General features: G+C 38.9%; 13 protein-coding genes and 2 pseudogenes. 4 read left to right on the top strand and 11 right to left on the bottom strand.

Annotated elements, in window-relative coordinates:
- Positions 1 to 60: 60 nt before the first annotated feature.
- The 3 genes and pseudogenes from G468_RS0112010 to G468_RS0112000 form a co-directional block, all read right to left on the bottom strand.
- Positions 61 to 2,883, bottom strand: a complete 2,823-nt coding sequence (locus tag G468_RS0112010) for a M66 family metalloprotease (RefSeq protein ID WP_026823336.1) — start codon at positions 2,881 to 2,883, stop codon at positions 61 to 63.
- A gap of 499 nt (positions 2,884 to 3,382) precedes the next feature.
- A pseudogene (gene glpK / locus G468_RS20765) lies at positions 3,383 to 4,901 on the bottom strand (glycerol kinase GlpK).
- Between the two features lie 55 nt (positions 4,902 to 4,956).
- Positions 4,957 to 5,769, bottom strand: a complete 813-nt coding sequence (locus G468_RS0112000; protein ID WP_026823335.1) for an MIP/aquaporin family protein — start codon at positions 5,767 to 5,769, stop codon at positions 4,957 to 4,959.
- A 325-nt stretch (positions 5,770 to 6,094) separates the two neighbouring features.
- On the opposite strand from G468_RS0112000, the gene zapB reads away from it, so the two are divergent.
- Entirely contained in the window at positions 6,095 to 6,337 is a 243-nt protein-coding gene (gene zapB / locus G468_RS0111995; RefSeq protein ID WP_026823334.1) for a cell division protein ZapB, read from the top strand.
- Between the two features lie 123 nt (positions 6,338 to 6,460).
- Here the strand turns inward: zapB and rraA are convergent, their stop codons facing one another.
- From rraA to priA, 7 genes are all read right to left on the bottom strand, one after another.
- On the bottom strand, positions 6,461 to 6,979 hold the full coding sequence (gene rraA, locus G468_RS0111990) for a ribonuclease E activity regulator RraA (protein ID WP_026823333.1): 519 nt from the start codon (positions 6,977 to 6,979) through the stop codon (positions 6,461 to 6,463).
- A gap of 109 nt (positions 6,980 to 7,088) precedes the next feature.
- A complete protein-coding gene (locus G468_RS0111985) occupies positions 7,089 to 8,012 on the bottom strand; it encodes a 1,4-dihydroxy-2-naphthoate polyprenyltransferase (protein WP_034249875.1) in 924 nt (307 codons plus the stop codon).
- A 90-nt stretch (positions 8,013 to 8,102) separates the two neighbouring features.
- A complete protein-coding gene (hslU, locus tag G468_RS0111980) occupies positions 8,103 to 9,434 on the bottom strand; it encodes an HslU--HslV peptidase ATPase subunit (RefSeq protein ID WP_026823331.1) in 1,332 nt (443 codons plus the stop codon).
- 10 nt (positions 9,435 to 9,444) lie between these two features.
- A complete protein-coding gene (gene hslV, locus G468_RS0111975; RefSeq protein WP_026823330.1) occupies positions 9,445 to 9,975 on the bottom strand; it encodes an ATP-dependent protease subunit HslV in 531 nt (176 codons plus the stop codon).
- A 119-nt stretch (positions 9,976 to 10,094) separates the two neighbouring features.
- Positions 10,095 to 10,841, bottom strand: coding sequence for an SPOR domain-containing protein (locus tag G468_RS0111970; RefSeq protein ID WP_026823329.1), 747 nt, complete (start codon positions 10,839 to 10,841; stop codon positions 10,095 to 10,097).
- Positions 10,842 to 10,911: 70 nt separating this feature from the next.
- Positions 10,912 to 11,940 carry a DNA-binding transcriptional regulator CytR gene (gene cytR, locus G468_RS0111965; protein WP_026823328.1) on the bottom strand — a complete coding sequence of 343 codons (1,029 nt, stop codon included), beginning with the start codon at positions 11,938 to 11,940 and terminating at the stop codon, positions 10,912 to 10,914.
- A gap of 189 nt (positions 11,941 to 12,129) precedes the next feature.
- Positions 12,130 to 14,319 carry a primosomal protein N' gene (gene priA, locus G468_RS0111960; RefSeq protein ID WP_026823327.1) on the bottom strand — a complete coding sequence of 730 codons (2,190 nt, stop codon included), beginning with the start codon at positions 14,317 to 14,319 and terminating at the stop codon, positions 12,130 to 12,132.
- A 224-nt stretch (positions 14,320 to 14,543) separates the two neighbouring features.
- Here priA and rpmE point away from each other — a divergent pair, with 224 nt between their 5' ends.
- Positions 14,544 to 14,759 carry a 50S ribosomal protein L31 gene (gene rpmE / locus G468_RS0111955; protein ID WP_026823326.1) on the top strand — a complete coding sequence of 72 codons (216 nt, stop codon included), beginning with the start codon at positions 14,544 to 14,546 and terminating at the stop codon, positions 14,757 to 14,759.
- A 164-nt stretch (positions 14,760 to 14,923) separates the two neighbouring features.
- Here rpmE and metJ read toward each other — a convergent pair whose 3' ends face one another.
- A complete protein-coding gene (metJ, locus tag G468_RS0111950; RefSeq protein WP_026823325.1) occupies positions 14,924 to 15,241 on the bottom strand; it encodes a met regulon transcriptional regulator MetJ in 318 nt (105 codons plus the stop codon).
- Positions 15,242 to 15,661: 420 nt separating this feature from the next.
- Between metJ and G468_RS0111945 the strand changes: the two genes are divergently transcribed.
- Both G468_RS0111945 and G468_RS0111940 read left to right on the top strand, forming a co-directional pair.
- The gene (locus G468_RS0111945) at positions 15,662 to 18,103 is read left to right on the top strand and encodes a bifunctional aspartate kinase/homoserine dehydrogenase II (protein WP_026823324.1); all 2,442 of its coding nucleotides are present in this window, start codon (positions 15,662 to 15,664) and stop codon (positions 18,101 to 18,103) included.
- 395 nt (positions 18,104 to 18,498) lie between these two features.
- Positions 18,499 to 19,146, top strand: a pseudogene (locus G468_RS0111940) (phosphoenolpyruvate carboxylase); the annotation flags it as partial.
- Positions 19,147 to 19,427 lie beyond the last annotated feature (281 nt).

The raw sequence follows: 19,427 nt of genomic DNA, 5'->3' as shown, positions 1-19,427 counted from the left end.
CAGAAACAAGGTTGTCCCATTAGCGATTTTACAAGCTCACTCTGTTTCATGCGATAGTAGCTAACTATCACAAAAAACAAGATACAAGCGATTTTCTCCAGTGACAAGATTGTGGTAGGGCTGAGGCAGGTTGCCCAGGGTTGTAAAAACCATTAACTGATTTTGTGGGTGCGGTGCGGTATTTGGTTTCAGTGTTTGACCATCCTGCTGTACCAGATGACCGGTGATCCAATAGACCGGTTGATTATGCTGATAAGCAACGGCTTCTTCCTTTACCTTATAGCGTTTATGATTATCCTGTGTCACAGTGACCCATTGCTGAAGATTGTCGTCCCATAGCTGGTAGTAACCATCCCCAGCAAATCCACCATCTTCACTATCTTCACCACTGATCTGATTGGGATACCATTGATATTGCTGTTTGACAAATTGAAAATTTTTTAAAATATTATAATCAGAAAAGACGGCAAACACCTGCTCTGCTGGTCGTAGACCGTTACCTCCATGCATGGGATCGGTATTAGGATAGTGATTATTGTTTTTATCGATAGAAAAGTTTGGCAAATATTGTTGCGTGACTTGATTGTAACCCCAACTTGCTTGGTAACCTGTTTTGTAGGGGTAGTTAGGATCGTTTATGCTATGAGAGCGGCCAATAGCATGGCCGATTTCATGAATGAAAACACCAGCGCTCGCACTACCACCACCTTGTTGACCACCGCCTAACCCACCATAGGGATCGGGGAAGAAAGCAACATAGCTTATTTCATTATCCCCAACATTAGCTCGTCGTAAACGGTTAGCCAAATTATAACTGGCTGCAATCGAGCCTTTAAATCCACCATTACCAGCATGGGGATCACTGCCTGGTTCGTTTTTATTGCCGGTATAAACGGCATAAAATTCATCCCTAAAAGAGGCAAATTGGTCAAAAGGGACACTAGGATAGGAATAAAGGGTTAATTGCTTGATGGGTAGTTGGGCGACGATATCATTTCCCCATTGATCAATCTGGTCATTAATAGCCCAGTCATTGTCAGTATGGTGGGCTATGCGCATGATACGCAGCGGTAAATTTACATCTGCCCCAACTTTAGGTTGAAATGCAAACGTTTCTTGTTGGTAATGAGGTAAAGCAAGGGGTTGGCCATTAGCTGTCAGAGTAATCGAAATTCCTGGTTTTATCCATTCTTCTTTTAGTGGTGCAACATAGCTGTCTTGATCATTATGACCCTTTAAGGCAACAAGATTATCCTGACTGGGTAAATCAAGTGAGCTGGGTAGCTTTTTATTACCGGTTAATCGAACACGGCCTAACTCGTGACCATCGGCACCATGAACGATAACAGTAAAATTTGGTGCCGGTGCGCCAGACGCACTACTAGCATTAAGTTTAATTAATGCCCAGCGATTTTGGACCAGTTGTAAATAAGGATCTTGAGGACGAAGAACATGGGTTTGAGCAATAAAAACATCATGTAGTTTAAAATCAGCAGGGATAGGCTGGTGATTAGCGATAGGTTCCTGATAATCAGGTGTTTTGAGTGTGAAGGTTTTTACGGTTGGAAAAAAAGGAATGGGGGCCTGATCGTGTTGCAGAATGACAGCAATAGGATGGCTAGTAATACCTTCTTTACCCACGGCCTGAAGGTGAAATTGATCATATCCCGGAAAACTCTCATCGCCAGTTGGCTGATATTCCCATTGTCCTGTTGTGCTCTCTATTTGTGCTGTGCCGAAATGAGGCGCTGCCAGTAATTGCCATGACCACTCTTCATTTACCATTGATGGTGGCAGTTGACCACGGATAATGCCAAGTTTAGCCTGGGTAGAATGGCGATTAGGTGTGACAATATCTGCCATTTTTATTAATTGATCATAGCTACGATGAGTTTGTAACACAAAATCGGTTATCTGGCGGCCTTGACGATCACTTATTGCCAGATATTGACCGTTACTGTCCCATTGGATCTGGATGTCATCACTCGCCATAAGTTTGTTGAGTTTGTTTTTTAATATTTCTGCCAACTGTTGATTATCAAATTCAGCCGGGAGTTCTAAGTTAATATCGGTATAGAAGAGAGAGTCGTTTTCCTCTGTTCCATTTATAGTAAAAGAAAAATGGGTTATTCGATGGCGTTGTGCGGCATCATAAAAAAGGCGATAATCTGCGTGGCCAAAAGGTAGTAGCTTTTCCGATAATATAATTGGCGTGATAGCGGCGGTTTTACCTAATACTAACGTTTCAATGGTTCGTTGCTGCGGATCGCTAATGATCAACTGGCGATGTTGGTAAGTCACTTGCACACCCATGTCTTCAGGTAAATGACGATTGATATGCTCCTCCATAGCAGCAGCAAGTGTGGTACCTGAAGTAATATTTTCTAATGGCATATAGGCAAGATCTAATACCAGTTTACCTGAATTATCTCGCATACGGATAGAAAATACCTTAGCTTGTCTGGCCACTTGATCGGTAAAATTAAGCATTTGATAAGCAAAAATCATTTTTTGTTGGTCAAAATGCCATTTCTGGTTAGTAAAATTAGTTGATGTGATTAAAGGCTTTTTTACTGGTAAGGACGAAAATTCCTCTGTTTTACGACTCTTAATTTCAGCTTGCTGCTCGCCCAGTTCGGTTGGAGTAAATTCTTTATGCCATAAGGGTGCTTCTGTTTCATTATAAACGGTTATTTCAATCGGAATAGATTGATTAATTTCGTTTGTAACTGGCAGATCTAATTGCCAGTTGCCTTGTTTATCATATTTGGCATGATAATATTGATTGCCATATTTTATCTGGATAAAAACTAAATTAGTTTGGGTGTTTATAGGTAGTGATCCAGTGGTGAATATTTCACTTTCTAAAGTACTGGAAGTCATATTTTTACTTTGATTGGGATTGTTATTAAATTTTTCAAATGAAGTTTGGCAAAGTGAAATATTACCCGACAAATTTATATATTGATTTTTTTTTGTAATAATAAGTTTTTTATATTTACATGTAATTGATTATGGTTTTTTGAAGTGATAAAAGGATTGTTATTCATAATTTATTTTATTGTGTTATTTAATTAATAATCAATCTAATACATCGAAAAATTAATATTCGATGAGATATTTGCAGGTTAAATTATAATTGAAAGGCAAATAAATTTATTTTTTCATGATAAACACCCTATATAAATAAAATAATGACAACTTGTTATTTTTTATATTATAGGCATAAAAATGACAATTAAAATAAATTGTTTTTTTTAATCTTAGTCAGGAATTATAGAGTTTATTTTTTATTAATTACTTGCATAAATTAATAATATTTTTATATAAAATAGCAGTAATCATTTACTGCTATTTTATTATTTATCGTTCTTAAATGGGATTATGTGTGTTCTTCCCAGTCCTTAGCACGAGAAACGGCTTTTTTCCAACCGTTATATTTATAGTTACGTTCAGTGGTTTCAATGCCAGGGGTGAACGTTTTTTCAATCCGCATCTTTTCTTTAACTTCATCCAAATCTTGCCAAAAACCGACGGCCAGTCCAGCAAGTAAAGCGGCACCTAATGCAGTACTTTCACGAATAATCGGACGCTCAACGTAAGCACCTAGGATGTCAGACTGGAACTGCATCAAGAAATTATTGGCGACAGCACCACCATCAACGCGTAATGAACTCAAGCGCGTGTCAGCATCTTTCTGCATTGCTTCAAGGACATCACGAGTTTGGTAGGCAATAGATTCTAATGTTGGCACGAATAATATGGTTACGATTGGCACCGCGAGTTAAGCCAAAAATCGCACCACGGGCGTAAGGATCCCAATAAGGTGCACCTAAACCAGTTAGCGCAGGAACAACATAGACACCGTTATTATTTTTGACTTTATTAGCAAAATATTCAGAGTCGTTAGCGTTATCAATCAATTTCAATTCATCACGCAACCACTGTATTGAGGCACCAGCCATGAATACCGCACCTTCTAGTGCATAGTTGACTTCACCATGTGGCCCACAAGCAATGGTAGTCAGTAAGCCATGATCGGAAATTTTGGCTTTTTTGCCGGTATTCATTAATAGGAAGCAGCCCGTACCATAAGTGTTTTTCGCCATGCCCGGTTGGACACAAAGTTGGCCATAGAGTGCAGCTTGTTGATCACCAGCCATTCCAGCTATTGGTATACGAGTTCCTCCTTTACCACCAATATTGGTTTGCCCATAAACTTCTGATGATGGACGTACTGTTGGTAGTATCGCGCGTGGAATATTAAAAGCATCGAGGATTTTTTGATCCCATTCCAGCTCATGAATGTTAAATAACATAGTGCGAGATGCATTAGTATAATCAGTAATATGGACACGCCCCTGCGTCATTTTCCATACTAACCAAGTATCGATAGTGCCAAAGAGTAACTCACCATTTTTTGCTCGTTCATAGGCTCCGTCAACATTCTCCAAGATCCATTTAAGTTTGGTACCGGAGAAATAGGGATCAACGACCAGATCCGTATTTTTACGAATATATTTCTCCAGTTCTGGGTTATCCCGCTTTAGTTCGGTACAGAAATCAGCTGTACGACGGCATTGCCAAACAATGGCATTATAAATGGGTTTGCCGGTTTCTTTCTCCCAAACAATGGTGGTTTCTCGTTGATTAGTTATGCCAATACCGGCAATTTCATCACTGCGGATATCAGAAATTGCTAATGCTTCAGCTAAAGTAGCACTTTGCGTTGCCCATATTTTTATTGGATCATGTTCTACCCAACCTGGTTTTGGATAAATTTGAGGAAATTCACGCTGAGAAATATTAATAATATTAGCATCATGATCAAAGATAATGGTGCGTGAACTCGTAGTACCTTGATCAAGTGCAATAACATATTTTTTTTGTTGGTGTTTCAGTTGTCATAATAATTGTCCAATTTACTTCATAATATATTTTTGATTATTTTTGCGTTTATTTTTTGTTTTGATTTGTCATAGCAGGTAAATGGTAGCCAATCAGTTTGCGATAAGCAAAAGCGCCGATAATAGCGCCAACAAAAGGTGCTGTTAAAGGAATCACAAAATAAGGGAAGCTGCGTCCACCGGTTAAGGCAATATCACCCCAACCAGCGAGATAAGCCACTAATTTGGGACCAAAATCACGAGCAGGATTTAATGCAAAGCCGGTTAGTGGACCAAATGAACCACCAATAACCGCAATCAGGATACCAATAAGTAGCGGTGCTAATGGGCCACGAGGTATGCCATTGTTATCATCAGTTAAACTTAATATCATACAAACCAAAATAATAGCAATAACAACTTCAACTACAAATGCTTGTAGGACGCTAATTTGAGCTGCTGGGTAAGTAGAAAAAATGCCCGCGGTGAATAAGCTTTCTTGTGAACCCCGTACTATTTGGTGTACTTTTTCATAATCTAGAAATAGTTCGAAGTACAACCCATAAACGAGAGCGGCCGCGATAAAGCCTCCCAACATTTGTGCAATAATATAAGGTAGTACTTTTTTTCTATCAAAATGGGCAAATAACCAAAAAGTAATGGTAATAGCCGGATTTAAGTGCGCTCCTGAAATACCTGCTGTAAGGTAAACGGCCAGAGCCACGCCAAACCCCCAAATAATACTAATTTCCCATAAACCTAGTTGTGCGCCTGCAATACGCGTAGCAGCAACACAACCCAAACCAAAGAATACAAGTAATGCGGTACCTAAAAATTCAGAGATACATTGACCTGTAAGCGTAGGTGAAGTAATTTTACTCATATGTTTATCCTGCAAAAAGTATGAATACTAAGCAATAAAATTTGTTTTCTTTTATTATTTCCTGAGAAAGCTCTGAATGAATTTATCGTTAAATGAACGTAAACGGAAATAAAGAGATCAAATATTGTTGGATCACGTCAAAAAAATGAGCGAAATCGCTCTGATAAAGTGATCGAACTGACATTCTACTTGATGTATTTTTTTGCAATTGGTTGGATAAATAGAAATAATTAAGGTTAGATCGGCATTTATCGAGAGCTTTCAACTAGACAGGCGTAAGAAGGCTACTTACAATCGTAGCATTGCTAAAAAAGGGGACGAAAGAATGTCATTTGAAGTTTTTGAAAAATTAGAAGCTAAAGTTCAACAAGCGCTAGAAACCATTGAGCTTTTACAGATGGAAGTTAATGAACTTAAAGAGAAAAATAATAATTTGTATCAAGAAGTCGCGAGTGCTAAAGAACAACATGGAACATTAGCTCATGAAAATGAGAATTTAAAACAAGAACAGCATGCCTGGCAAGAGCGTTTACGCGGTCTATTAGGTCGAATGGAAGATGTTCAGTAGTCGTCCAACATTTTATTGCATTAGAAAAAAATAGCAATAAGGGCAAAATTTGTTGCCCTTATTGTTACTTAATCGATAGATATTGAATAATACAACGATGTTTACTCTCAACTAAAAAAGGTATTAGTCTTCAATATCTTGATCGTTATTTGGCTCATCGTCTAGAAGTAATGGATGCTCGGAGAGGATAATACCGGTATTATCTGCATACAAATAATCTTCTGTAAAGAATGTAACGCCACCAAAATTGACGCGAACATCACTTTCTCCGGTGCCGTCACTGGTACAACCTACAGGGATGGCAGCAATGGCTTGAATACCAATATCTAATTCTGCTAATTCATCAACCTGACGTACTGCGCCGTAAATGACTATACCTTCCCATTGTTTTTTCATAGCAAATTTTGCAAATTCAGCATCAATTAACGCCTTACGTACAGAGCCTCCCCCATCAACTAACAGGATTCGACCCTCCCCCGGTTCTTCGAGTAAATCGTAGATGAGGCCATTGTCTTCAAAACATTTGACTGTCACGATTTGACCACTAAATGAAGTACGCCCGCCAAAGTTAGAGAATAAAGGTTCTACCACATTGACTTCTTCTTGGTAGATATCACACAGCTCGGAAGTATCATATTTCATAGGATTTCGGTCTATTTAAGTACACTGGAAGTTCAGTATATCTCTATCTAGTTGTTTTTTGCAAAAACATAGCTCATAAAAACACTGAGAAAAATCAAAATGACAATAATTAATTTAAAATAAGTCCAATAGAAAATAGAATATTAGTTAGTAACGCCGCTTTTACCATATTTTCTAATAAAGGTTTCATACCCTCAGCGGTGGTATCATGAATAATTTTCTTTATATGATTTAATAACATCGGTATAGCGAGCAAGAATAACCAACCCGTCCAGTGATGAAGATATAGCAAGCTAAAGAGTATTAGACAGAAAATTGCAATTAAGATAAGTGCCGCATGATACTGTCGGGCACCTTTGGCGCCTAATCTAACAGCTAAAGTATTTTTACCAGCTTTAATATCATTGTCTATATCTCGCATATTGTTAACATTGAGTACTGCTACTGACAGTAATCCACAAGCGGTTGCTGGTAATAATGTCATCAAATTAAAATAGTTAGTATGTAGATAATAAGTTCCAATCACACTCAACCAACCAAAAAAGATCAGTACTGAAATGTCGCCCAGTCCCAGATATCCATAGGGTTTTTTACCCACTGTATAGGTGATGGCGGCTGTTATAGCGATAACGCCAAGTATCAGAAAGCCAATAATATCCTTTGGCGTTCTACCAGCGACTATGATCAGGGTTAAGCCAAAGAGACAACAAATAAAGATAGTGATTTTTAGGGCAACTTTCATTTCTGCTAGGCTAATAATGCCTTTTTGTATACCTCGTAATGGCCCTAATCTTTGCTCGGTATCACTGCCTTTAACAGCATCACCATAATCATTCGCCAAATTGGATAGAATTTGTAGTGCAGCAGCAGTGAGTAAAGCTAATAATGCAATTGAGAGTGTAAAAGCACCAGACCAATAAGCTAATGCAGAACCCGTTATAATCGGTGCAATACCCAAGGGAAGCGTTTTCGGACGTAAGCTTTCCAGCCACGCCTGCATTTGTATAGGGTTTCTTGATGTGATTAAATTCATGTAATTAATCCACAAGTTTGATGTTATAAAAATAATGGGAGGCTTAGCCCCCCATCCAAGATTATCATCAGCAAAGTTAACGATACCCGATTATAAAATAAATCGACTCAGATCTTCATCAGCAACTAGCTCATCCAGATGCTTAGCGACGTAATCAGCGTCAATTTTAATGTTTTGACCATTGCGCTCACTGGCATCGAAAGAGATATCTTCCATCAATCGCTCAAGAACGGTATGTAATCGACGAGCACCAATATTTTCTGTTTTTTCATTGACTTGCCATGCTGCTTGAGCAATTTTACCGATACCTTCGGGTGTAAATTCAATGTTTAAACCCTCGGTTGCCATCAATGCTTTATATTGTATAGTTAAAGACGCATTCGGTTCCGTTAAAATACGGTTAAAGTCTTCTGCCGTCAACGCTTGTAGTTCAACTCTGATAGGTAATCGGCCTTGTAGCTCCGGGATCAAATCAGATGGACTTGCAACCTGAAATGCGCCAGAAGCGATAAATAAAATGTGGTCAGTCTTTACCATACCATGCTTAGTAGAAACAGTGCAGCCTTCAACTAAAGGTAACAAATCGCGTTGTACCCCTTCTCGAGAGACATCTGGGCCAGAAGTTTCTCCACGTTTGCAAATTTTGTCAATTTCGTCGATAAAAACAATGCCGTGTTGTTCAACCGCGTCAATTGCTTGCTGTTTTAGTTCTTCTGGATTAACCAATTTTGCAGCTTCTTCTTCTATTAAAGTTTTGAAGGCTTCTTTGATTTTCATCTTACGGGGTTTATGTTTTTGCCCTGCCAGATTTTGAAACATAGATTGCAACTGACTGGTCATTTCTTCCATGCCAGGAGGGGCCATAATTTCAACACCTACTGGTGTAGTAGCAACTTCAATTTCAATTTCTTTATCGTCTAGCTCCCCTTCTCTTAGTTTTTTGCGGAAAGATTGACGTGCGGTAGAGGGTTCTACATGGGGATCGGGTTGTCCCCAATTATTTTTAGCTGGTGGCAATAAAACATCAAGAATACGTTCTTCGGCCAGTTCTTCTGCACGGTAACGATTTTTTTCGATAGATTGCAGGCGTACCATTTTTACAGCAGCGTCAGTCAAATCACGAATAATAGAATCAACCTCTTTACCTACATAACCAACTTCAGTAAATTTTGTTGCTTCGACTTTAATAAAGGGAGCGTTAGCCAGTTTTGCTAAACGGCGAGCAATTTCTGTTTTCCCTACCCCGGTTGGACCAATCATCAAAATATTTTTCGGCGTTACTTCTTGGCGCAATGCTTCATCTAGTTGCATACGACGCCAACGATTACGTAGCGCAATAGCGACAGAACGTTTTGCTTTGTCTTGACCAATAATATGATTGTCCAATTCATTGACAATTTCACGAGGCGTCATTTCAGACATGTTTAAATCCTTAAGATTTTGAAGAGAGTTCTTCAAAGTTAAAATTATGGTTGGTATAAATACAGATATCACTCGCTATATTTAACGCTTTTTCTGTAATATCACGTGCGCTCATTTCTGTATTTTCTAACAGCGCACGCGCAGCAGCTTGTGCATAGGCACCACCAGAACCAATGGCGATCAAGTCATTTTCTGGTTGAATAACATCTCCATTACCTGTAATGATCAATGAGCTGTTTTCATCTGCAACAGCTAAAAGTGCTTCAAGTTTTCTCAGCATACGATCAGTACGCCAATCTTTAGCCAGTTCAACAGCGGCTTTGGTTAGATGTCCTTGGTGAAGTTCTAATTTTCGTTCAAAAAGTTCAAACAGTGTAAATGCATCAGCAGTACCGCCCGCAAAGCCGGCGATAACTTTATCATTATAAAGGCGGCGCACTTTACGGACGTTGCCTTTCATGACGGTATTACCCATCGTCGCCTGTCCATCACCACCAATTACAACTTGGCCATTACGGCGAACACTTACGATTGTAGTCATGAGTCAGCCCTTGGTTATTTTATTAGGGGAGTATGTAAACATACTTTTTAATTTTTTTATTACATAAAAAGTCTGTATTTACGCTATTAGGAATGTAAATGGGGGATAATAATCATTTTTCAACCCTTACTTGTACGAAGTATACAACCGGATACGCCGACAGATTTAGCTCGGTCACGTATTTTTTCTGCTGTTTCTTTGTTGTAAGGCCCAAGTACGACACGGTGCCAGCCATCAGTCGAACTAATTCTACTTTCTAAACCTGAGAATGCCAGATTGGCTTTAATCGATTCTGCTTGCTCCAGGTTTTTAAATGAACCACATTGTACCACTATTTTTTGTTGGCTATCCGTTGGTTGTTGGGGCTGCGGTATGGGTTTTAAGCTCGCAGGTGATTCTATAGGCGGGCCATTAATGATGACTCGTGAGCAGGGAACATTATCATTATTAGGCACTTCGGATAGATTAGTGACAGGATTGCGTCTATCCGCATCAATTTGCTGCAGAAGTTGACGTTGCTCATTGGTTAACTCAGTTGTGTTATTGATATTTGATTTGTTTGATTGGTTAAAGTTTGGTAGATCAGTGCCCCGCTTTTCCAGCTCTTTTATGTAACGCCAACGTTCTTCTGGCTTAGGTGGTAGACTGCTGACTGGCTGATTGGTGTTAGGTGAGATTGTTCTGTTAAGCACAGGAACGCGTTTATTTTGCGTAATGAAATATAAGCCGCCAATAAAGATAACGACGATGGCAATCGCTACAGCAAGGGTTGTTTTCGGCAATCCTTGATTTGATTTTTTCTTGCCTGAATGTTTATTTTTACGGGACGTTGTGCGTCCTCGTCTTACGTAATCTTTTTGTGCCACTTTTCAATTCGCTAATTAATAAAAAAGTTACATTAATTCGTTATAGGTTACTTAACCTAATCACTTTTGACTAGTCTTTCGGTGGACAAACACTATCACGGATAATTAAATGGCAGTCTAGCAATTTTGCATTTTTATCTATTTCATGGCCTTGAATTTTCGCTAAAAGTAGTAACATTGCTTGGCGACCAATTTCAAAGCGAGGTTGCTCGATTGTGGTGAGAGCGGGTTCGCTATATTGTGCAAAGTTTAGATTGCCAAATCCAATAATAGATAAATCTCTTGGTAATGTTAGCCCCATACGTTTGGCCTGCCATATTGCACCGATAGCCATAATATCATTATGGCAAAAAATTGCGCTAGGTGGCTTAGGTAATGTAAAAAGTTTTTTTATGCCTTCGGCTCCACCTTGGTAACTAAAATCACTGTTAATAATATATTCCTGTTGTACCTTATTACCTGCTCGCTGTATCGCTTGCATGTAACCCTGCAAACGATATTGGCAAGACAGAAAGGTTTCTGGGCCTGTTATGCAAGCAATATATTTATGACCCAGTTTTTGTAAATAGTTAATTGCGTTAAAAGAGTAAGTTAGATTATCAATATTTATAGTAGCAAGTTTGAATTCAGGTACAAATTCATTTGCAACAACTATTGGGGGAAAATCTTTCGGTTTTCTATTAGTGAGAGAAAACGGAATATCAGAATTGAGTAACACGATGCCATCAATTCGTTGGCTAATAAATATATCAATAAGTGTGTATTGTTGTTTTTGATAATGTTTACAATCACCAATGAGTACCATATATCCTTGTTCAGCAGCCACTTGCTCAATGCCACTAATAATATCAGGACAAATAGGATTGGTAATATCGGGTATAGCGACAAAAATGGTTTTAGGTTTGCTTGATTTTATATTTTTTGTCAGGTAATAGGCATCATAACCTGTTTTCGATGCAGCTTGTTCAACTTTCTGGCGCGTCTTGACAGAAACTTGATCGGGCTTAGTGAGGGCTCGTGAAACTGTTGCAGTAGACACGCCAGCTGCGTTAGCAACATCCTTCATCGTTGCGTTGTAGTAAATTATCTTTTGTTCCATAGCCCCACCTCGCATCCTTAATCGTTAATCACGTCGATCTAATTTTTGCGTTTACTTATTTTAAGCATGTTAACCGCCAAATTTTTAAATAAATTTGTCTGAATCGTTTAATTAGATTTATTTATAGAATAGCTTCGCATAAAGCTAATTTTATTTAATTCAATAGGTGTAGATGAGTAATTACAACGACTAATTTTCGGTCGGATCAACATCAATATTCCATTTTACTTTTCGACTTTCAGGGTAGGCCATAATTTCAGGTAATATATGCGAAAGGAATTGTTGTAAATAGGCGCGCGAAGGATGTTGGAGTAGTAATTGCCAACGGAAACGGCCTGCCCGCTTGGCATGGATCGCAGGTATAGGACCCATTAACCAAAGTTGTGAGTCGCGCATGTTATGTTGTTCTATATATTGGCGGAGCTTGTTTAAAAAATTAGGTGCAGACTGATTATGGTGATCTTCTGAACGGATCATGATATGACTACTATGCGGTGGCAAAAAAACATCACGTCGTTCCACTAGTGTTTCTGCCGCGAACGCGTTATATCCCTTTTCTAATAATGTCGATAATAATGGATGTTCAGGATGGTAGGTTTGTAGGATCACTTCGCCATGCTTACCGGCTCGGCCAGCCCGTCCAGATACTTGGATATAAAGTTGAGCAAATCTTTCCGCTGCCCGATAATCACTGGAAAAAAGTGCACCATCGACATTTAATAGGGCAACCAGAGTAACATCAGGGAAATGGTGTCCCTTAGCCAGCATTTGGGTGCCTATCAAAATCCGAGCACCACCTGTATAGACAGTGGCTAGCTGTTTTTCTAATGATCCTTTACGCCGAGTGGTATCTCGATCAATGCGGGTAACCGGTATATCAGGAAAAAGCTGATAAATTGCCTCTTCTAACTGTTCAGTTCCTAAACCGACAGGCAGCAGATGCGTTGAGCCACAGTGTGAGCATTGTATTGGGATTGGTAGTTGACTATCACAGTGATGGCAACGTAGCTGACATTGATGATGGTGTAGTGTGTAATAATGATCACAACGTGAACACTCAGCAATCCAGCCACAATCATGGCAAATTAAGGTTGGGGAGTAGCCGCGACGATTTAAAAATAGCATCACCTGATTATTTGCTGCCAGATGATCTTCCATACGCTGAATTAGTGGTTTTGACATACCATATTTTAATGGCTGGCCTTTTAAATCGAGTAAATGTTGACTTGCCGGTTTAGCGTTTCCTGCGCGTTGGGTTAGATCTAGGCGGTGATATTTTCCTTGCTCAATATTATAGAGACTTTCTAACGAAGGTGTTGCTGTCCCCATAATAATTGGAATGTTCTCTTTTTTGGCACGCAAAACAGCCAGATCACGGGCATGATAACGCCATCCGTCTTGTTGCTTGTAAGAGTTATCGTGCTCTTCATCAATAATGATCAAGCCCAGATTGGCAAAAGCAGTGAATAATGCGGAGCGCGTACCAATCACAATCGCACTATGTCCTTTTTGTGCACGCAACCAGACTGCCAATCGCTCACTATCATTTAATGCGGAATGTAGCACATCTACGGGAGCATTAAATCGCTCACTAAATCGTTGAATAGTCTGGGGAGTAAGACTAATTTCGGGAACCAGGACTAATGCCTGTTTACCTTGGGCTAAAATATTTTCAATGACACTGAGATAGACTTCTGTTTTACCAGAACCCGTGATCCCCACTAATAACCAAGGCGCAAATGTTGGTTGAGAACTTATTGCCCCTACCGCTGTTGATTGTTCTAGATTGAGTTTTGGTTTTTCACCACAAATGTGAAAATCAGCATGCCAACTTTCCATTTTTGGTTGGATGGCTAATAGTTGAATTAAGTTTCTTTTTTTTAGTGCTTGTAGCGCATTCTCACTCAATTCATATTCTACTATTTGGTGCCGATATAGGGGCTGCTGCTGTAGTAATGCGAGTGCCTGTTGTTGTTTTGGTGCTCGTTTAAGTTGGTTTAGGGCAAAAATTTTACCTTGCTGCGTGATTTGCCATTGCCATAGTGGAGAAAATGTTGCTGCTTTACCTTGCCGTAGTAAAACCGGTAGTGCATGAAATAATACTTCACCAATTGGGTGATGATAATACTGAGAGGCCCAAAGGAGTAATGACCATAAACTGTCCGAAAAGAGTGATTCTTGATCTAAAACTTGTTCAATGGTTTTTAATTGTTCACAACTGAGTTTACTATTTTGACTATGCGATAATACAATACCTAAGATAGTACGCTTACCAAAAGGTACCAATACCCGACTACCTTTGATGGGTAAAGGGAGATTGGATTGATAATCAAAAGTGCGCATCAGCGGAACAGGAAGCGCCACTTGAACAATAGCCATTATTAAGTGTTCCTAATCATTGTCATAGATATTATTTATAAGACATAAAAGATAGAGTATCACATTATTTGAATAGATTTCATTGCGCTATAAGCGGATTTTCTGTATGATCCGCCACCTTTATTAGTAATTTTGATGATTACTAAGCACTATTCTTAATCGATTTGACGTATGGTGTCTAGCGTTAGGGTTAGATAGCGATGCGGCCTAACTAGAGGTTTTCTATGAAAAAAGATATTCATCCTAAATATGAAGAAGTTACTGCGACTTGTTCTTGCGGTAATGTAATGAAAATTAAATCAACTGTTAATCATAATCTGAATTTGGATGTTTGTGGTAAATGTCATCCATTCTATACAGGTAAACAGCGAGATGTGGCTGCCGGCGGCCGTGTTGATCGCTTCAAGCAGCGATTCAATATTCCAGGCATGAAAAAATAATAATGGCTCAATGATACAAGCCAAAATCATGTTGATAATATAGGAGTAACACTTCGCTAAATATCGGAGTGTTACTGTTATATAAAACCAAAATTATTCAATTAAACCAAGACAATTTTTACATAAAGCTTTAATTATTTGATCTTTAAAAATAAGGCAAATAATTAATATTCCCATGTGTCTGGATCAATACCTCTTTGGCGCATAACCACTTTTGCAGCTTCTGGAATTTCATCATCACGCTCTTTGCGTAAATCATCGTCATCGGGTAACGGTTGCCCAGTGAACGCGTGTAAAAATGCTTCACATAGCAATTCACTATTTGTCGCATGGCGTAAATTATTAATTTGTCTACGAGTGCGTTCGTCTGTCAAGATTTTAAGTACTTTTAATGGGATAGAGACTGTGATCTTTTTTACTTGCTCACTTTTTTTACCATGTTCAGCATAAGGGCTAACATAATCACCATTCCACTCAGCCATGGGATACCTTAAGTTAAGTCAATCAATAGAAGAATTTATTTAGTTGCTGTATAAATATAGCCTTAGTTGGCAAAAATTTGTTTAATAAGTTTCTAATATTCTATCGTTTATTGCCGTTTTTAATATTGATAATTATCCCACTACTTGATTTAAACGTAAAGTGTTTTGGATTTCCAGATGTATTAACATCTTCATGTCTATTTAGTTATATTTGATTATCTTTTCAATTCTTTCAGTGAACCGATATTATGTTAGCTAAACCAACAATATTAACCATATGTCATTGGTTAAGTGCTATATTAGCAGCGCATTATTTGATGTAAGCTAGCAACTACCAATAAAAATTTATTAAGTTTTTCAGTAGCTATTGAAGATTTAGGTAACGCGTTTCAGCAAGTAGCGAAGAGGTAACTTTTTATCATGAATGCAGTGACAGCGAGAGCAGTAAAATATCACCATCGTCAATTACATAAATTTGGTGGTAGTAGTTTAGCTGATGTGAAATGTTATCAGCGAGTCGCTAATATTATGGCAAATTATAGCCAGCCCGGCGATTTAATGGTGGTATCTGCGGCCGGAACAACAACTAATCAGTTAATTGATTGGTTGAAATTAAGCCAAACTGATCGTGCTTTAGCCAATCAGATACAGCAGTCGATACGCCGTTATCAACAGGATCTTATTATTGGGCTATTACCAGGCACAAAAGGCCAGATATTAAAGTTAGCTTTTTTAGCTGAACTTGATCGCTTAAGCACCTTAGTCGATAAACCAATTCATGATGATATTTATGCAGAAATTGTTGGTCATGGAGAAATTTGGTCTGCGCGTTTAATGTCCGCAGTATTGGAAGAATTTGGTTTGCCAAGTCAGTGGTTAGATGCACGACTTTTTTTGCGTGCAGAATTTGCTGCTCAACCCCAGGTAGATGAAACCCTATCACGCCCATTATTACAACAGCTTTTGCAACAACATTCCAATAAACGGTTGGTGGTGACTGGCTTTATTGCTCAGAATAAACAAGGTAAAACGGTATTATTAGGCCGTAATGGTAGTGATTATTCAGCAACCCAGATAGGGGCGTTGGCGCAGGTTAATAAAGTAACTATTTGGAGTGATGTTGCCGGGGTATATAGTGCTGATCCGCGCAAAGTCAAAGATGCTTGTTTGCTGCCATTATTACGCCTTGATGAAGCCAGCGAATTAGCGCGTTTAGCGGCACCGGTGCTTCATACTCGCACGTTACAGCCAATTTCTGTCACTAATATTGATTTACAACTTAGATGTAGCTATCAGCCTGAACAGGGTTCGACAAAAATAGAGCGTGTTTTGGCATCAGGTACAGGTGTTAAAATTGTTACCAGCCATGATGATGTTTGTCTGGTTGAATTAAATCTGGCAAATCAGCAAAATTTTAGTCAAACCTATAAAGAGATCGATTTATTGCTAAAACGGAGACAGTTGCGACCATTAGCGATTGGCTTACATCCAGATCGAAAACTGATCCAGTTATGTTATACCTCAGAAGTCGCCACTAGTGCTTTGTCAGTATTGAAGGAGATGGCGGTAGTAGAAGATTTATCGTTACGTGATCAATTTTCTTTGGTTGCCCTTGTCGGGGCGGGTGTGGGGAAAAATCCGCTGCATAGTCATCGTTTCTATCAACAATTAAAGGATCAACCCGTTGAATTTCTTTGGCACTCTGAAGAAGAAATAAGTCTAGTAGCTGTTTTGCGTACAACTCAAACATCACATTTAGTGCAGGGATTACACCAGAGCTTATTTCGGGCGGAAAAACGTATTGGCTTGATTTTGTTTGGTAAAGGTAATATTGGTTCTCGCTGGCTGGAATTGTTTGCTAGCGAGCAAAAAACGATTTCCGCTCGTAGTGATTTTGAATTTATTCTCGCCGGTGTAGTTGATAGCTGCCGTAGCCTATTAAATTATGAGGGCATCGATCCAAGTAGTGTATTAGCTTTTTTTGATCGTGATGCCACAATACATCAAGATGACGCGCTTTTACTCTGGATGCGAGATCATCCGTTTGATGATCTGGTTGTACTGGATATAACAACCAGTGACCGATTAGCAAAAAGCTATCTTAATTTTGCTAGTTATGGTTTTCATCTAATCAGTGCCAATAGGGTAGCTGGCGCTCTGGCGAGTGACGACTACCGTCAGATCCGTGATGCTTTTGCAAAAACAGGTCGATACTGGTTGTATAATGCGACAGTCGGGGCGGGATTACCAATAAATTATATTGTTCGTGATTTAAAAGAGAGTGGTGATAAAATCCTTTCTATTAGTGGTATTTTTTCTGCTACCTTATCTTGGTTATTTTTACAATTTGATGGCACGGTACCGTTTAATCAATTGGTTGAACAAGCTTGGCAACAAGGTTTAACTGAGCCAGATCCACGAATTGATCTCTCTGGACAAGATGTAATGCGTCAATTAATCATTTTGGCACGTGAAGCGGGCTATGAAATTGAACCTGAACAGGTGCGGATCGAGTCATTAGTTACAACCGAAGCGGCAACCGGTGATCTGGATGAATTTTTTGCAAATAGTATGGTTATTAATGAACAAATGGCACAACGTCTCCAGGCTGCTCAGGAAATGGGTATGGTCTTGCGCTATGTTGCACGCTTTGATGCCACAAAGAAACGCGCCAAAGTGGGTGTTGAAGCTGTTTTGCCTGATCATCCCTTGGCAGCGTTATTACCCGGTGATAATGTTTTTGCCCTTAAAAGTCGTTGGTATCGTGATAATCCATTAGTGATTAGAGGGCCAGGCGCTGGACGTGATGTGACGGCAGGTGCAATCCAGTCTGATCTGAATCGTTTATCACAATTGCTTTAATCACCATAATCACGGCGTAGCCATCGTGCTTCCGTATGCACAGATAACCAACAAAAGCAGAGGCGTTATTACTCTGCTTAGTTTGGAAGGTGCACTGGACAGTTAACTATATTGGCCAGTCATCCATCTAATCACCTACAGGAATTGCTCCCTAGCTTGAACTGAAATACGCTTTATTGTAGCAATAAGTCAATCATAAAATTTTATAAAGATGCCATACTTTTTGATATAGGTTTAGGTTTGATGATAAACCAAATATCCGTTATATCATAAGGGAATGTTATTATTTCGCGATTCTATTATTAGCGTGAAAATGGTAATTATCTACTGATAAAACTGTTTCAACTTATATAATGCATGAATAAATGTTTGGGCAGTGAAAGTTAGGAGTCTTAATGGATCAACAATATTCAGCGATGCGCAGTAATGTGAGTATGTTAGGTAAGTTATTGGGTGATACAATTAAAAATGCTTTGGGTGAGGATATTTTAGATAAAGTAGAATCTATCCGTAAATTATCAAAATCTTCCCGAGCAGGAAATAAAGCACAGCGTCAAGCTTTATTGAAAACATTACAGAATCTCTCTAATGATGAACTGCTGCCTGTCACCAGGGCATTTAATCAATTTCTTAATCTAGCCAATGTCGCAGAGCAATACTATAGTATCTCTCCTCATGGTGAAGCATCCAGTAATCCTGAGGTATTAGCCAATCTTTTTGCGCGCTTAAAAGAAAAACGATTTACTAATAAGGTGATAACAAAAGCGATCGATGAATTATCGATTGAATTAGTATTAACCGCCCATCCAACAGAAATTGCGCGCCGCACTTTAATTCACAAATTGATTGAAGTGAATAGCTGTCTAGCACAGTTAGATCATGATGATTTAGTGGATTATGAACGTAATAATATTATGCGACGTTTACGTCAATTAATTGCACAGTGTTGGCATACTGATGAAATCCGTAAAAATCGCCCAACGCCGATTGATGAGGCTAAATGGGGATTTACGGTGGTTGAAAACTCATTATGGGAAGGCGTTCATGGTTAGGAATCTCAATCAATACAGTAAGGCATTAATGGAGGTGTTTTGAACTCAATATTTCTATTAAATTCTGACAGTTTTCTCGTTGATTAACCATGAGAACAGTAATTCGGTTAAATTATCATCTAAAAGCCTAATAATAGGCACACTGCTCCTAGGTTGCGGTTTGTAACCATCGTTTTTTGACCATTTTATCCCGCCTTTCTGACAGTAAAGTGACGGCGTGTATTCCTTTTTCCGCACTCATAAACCGCAATCGGTTTCCACATAAAATACAT

Origin of the sequence: Arsenophonus nasoniae DSM 15247 (assembly GCF_000429565.1) — a bacterium.
Taxonomy (GTDB): domain Bacteria; phylum Pseudomonadota; class Gammaproteobacteria; order Enterobacterales; family Enterobacteriaceae; genus Arsenophonus; species Arsenophonus nasoniae.
The sequence above is the reverse complement of the archived record's forward strand: the minus strand, read 5'-3'. Positions and strand labels throughout refer to the sequence as shown.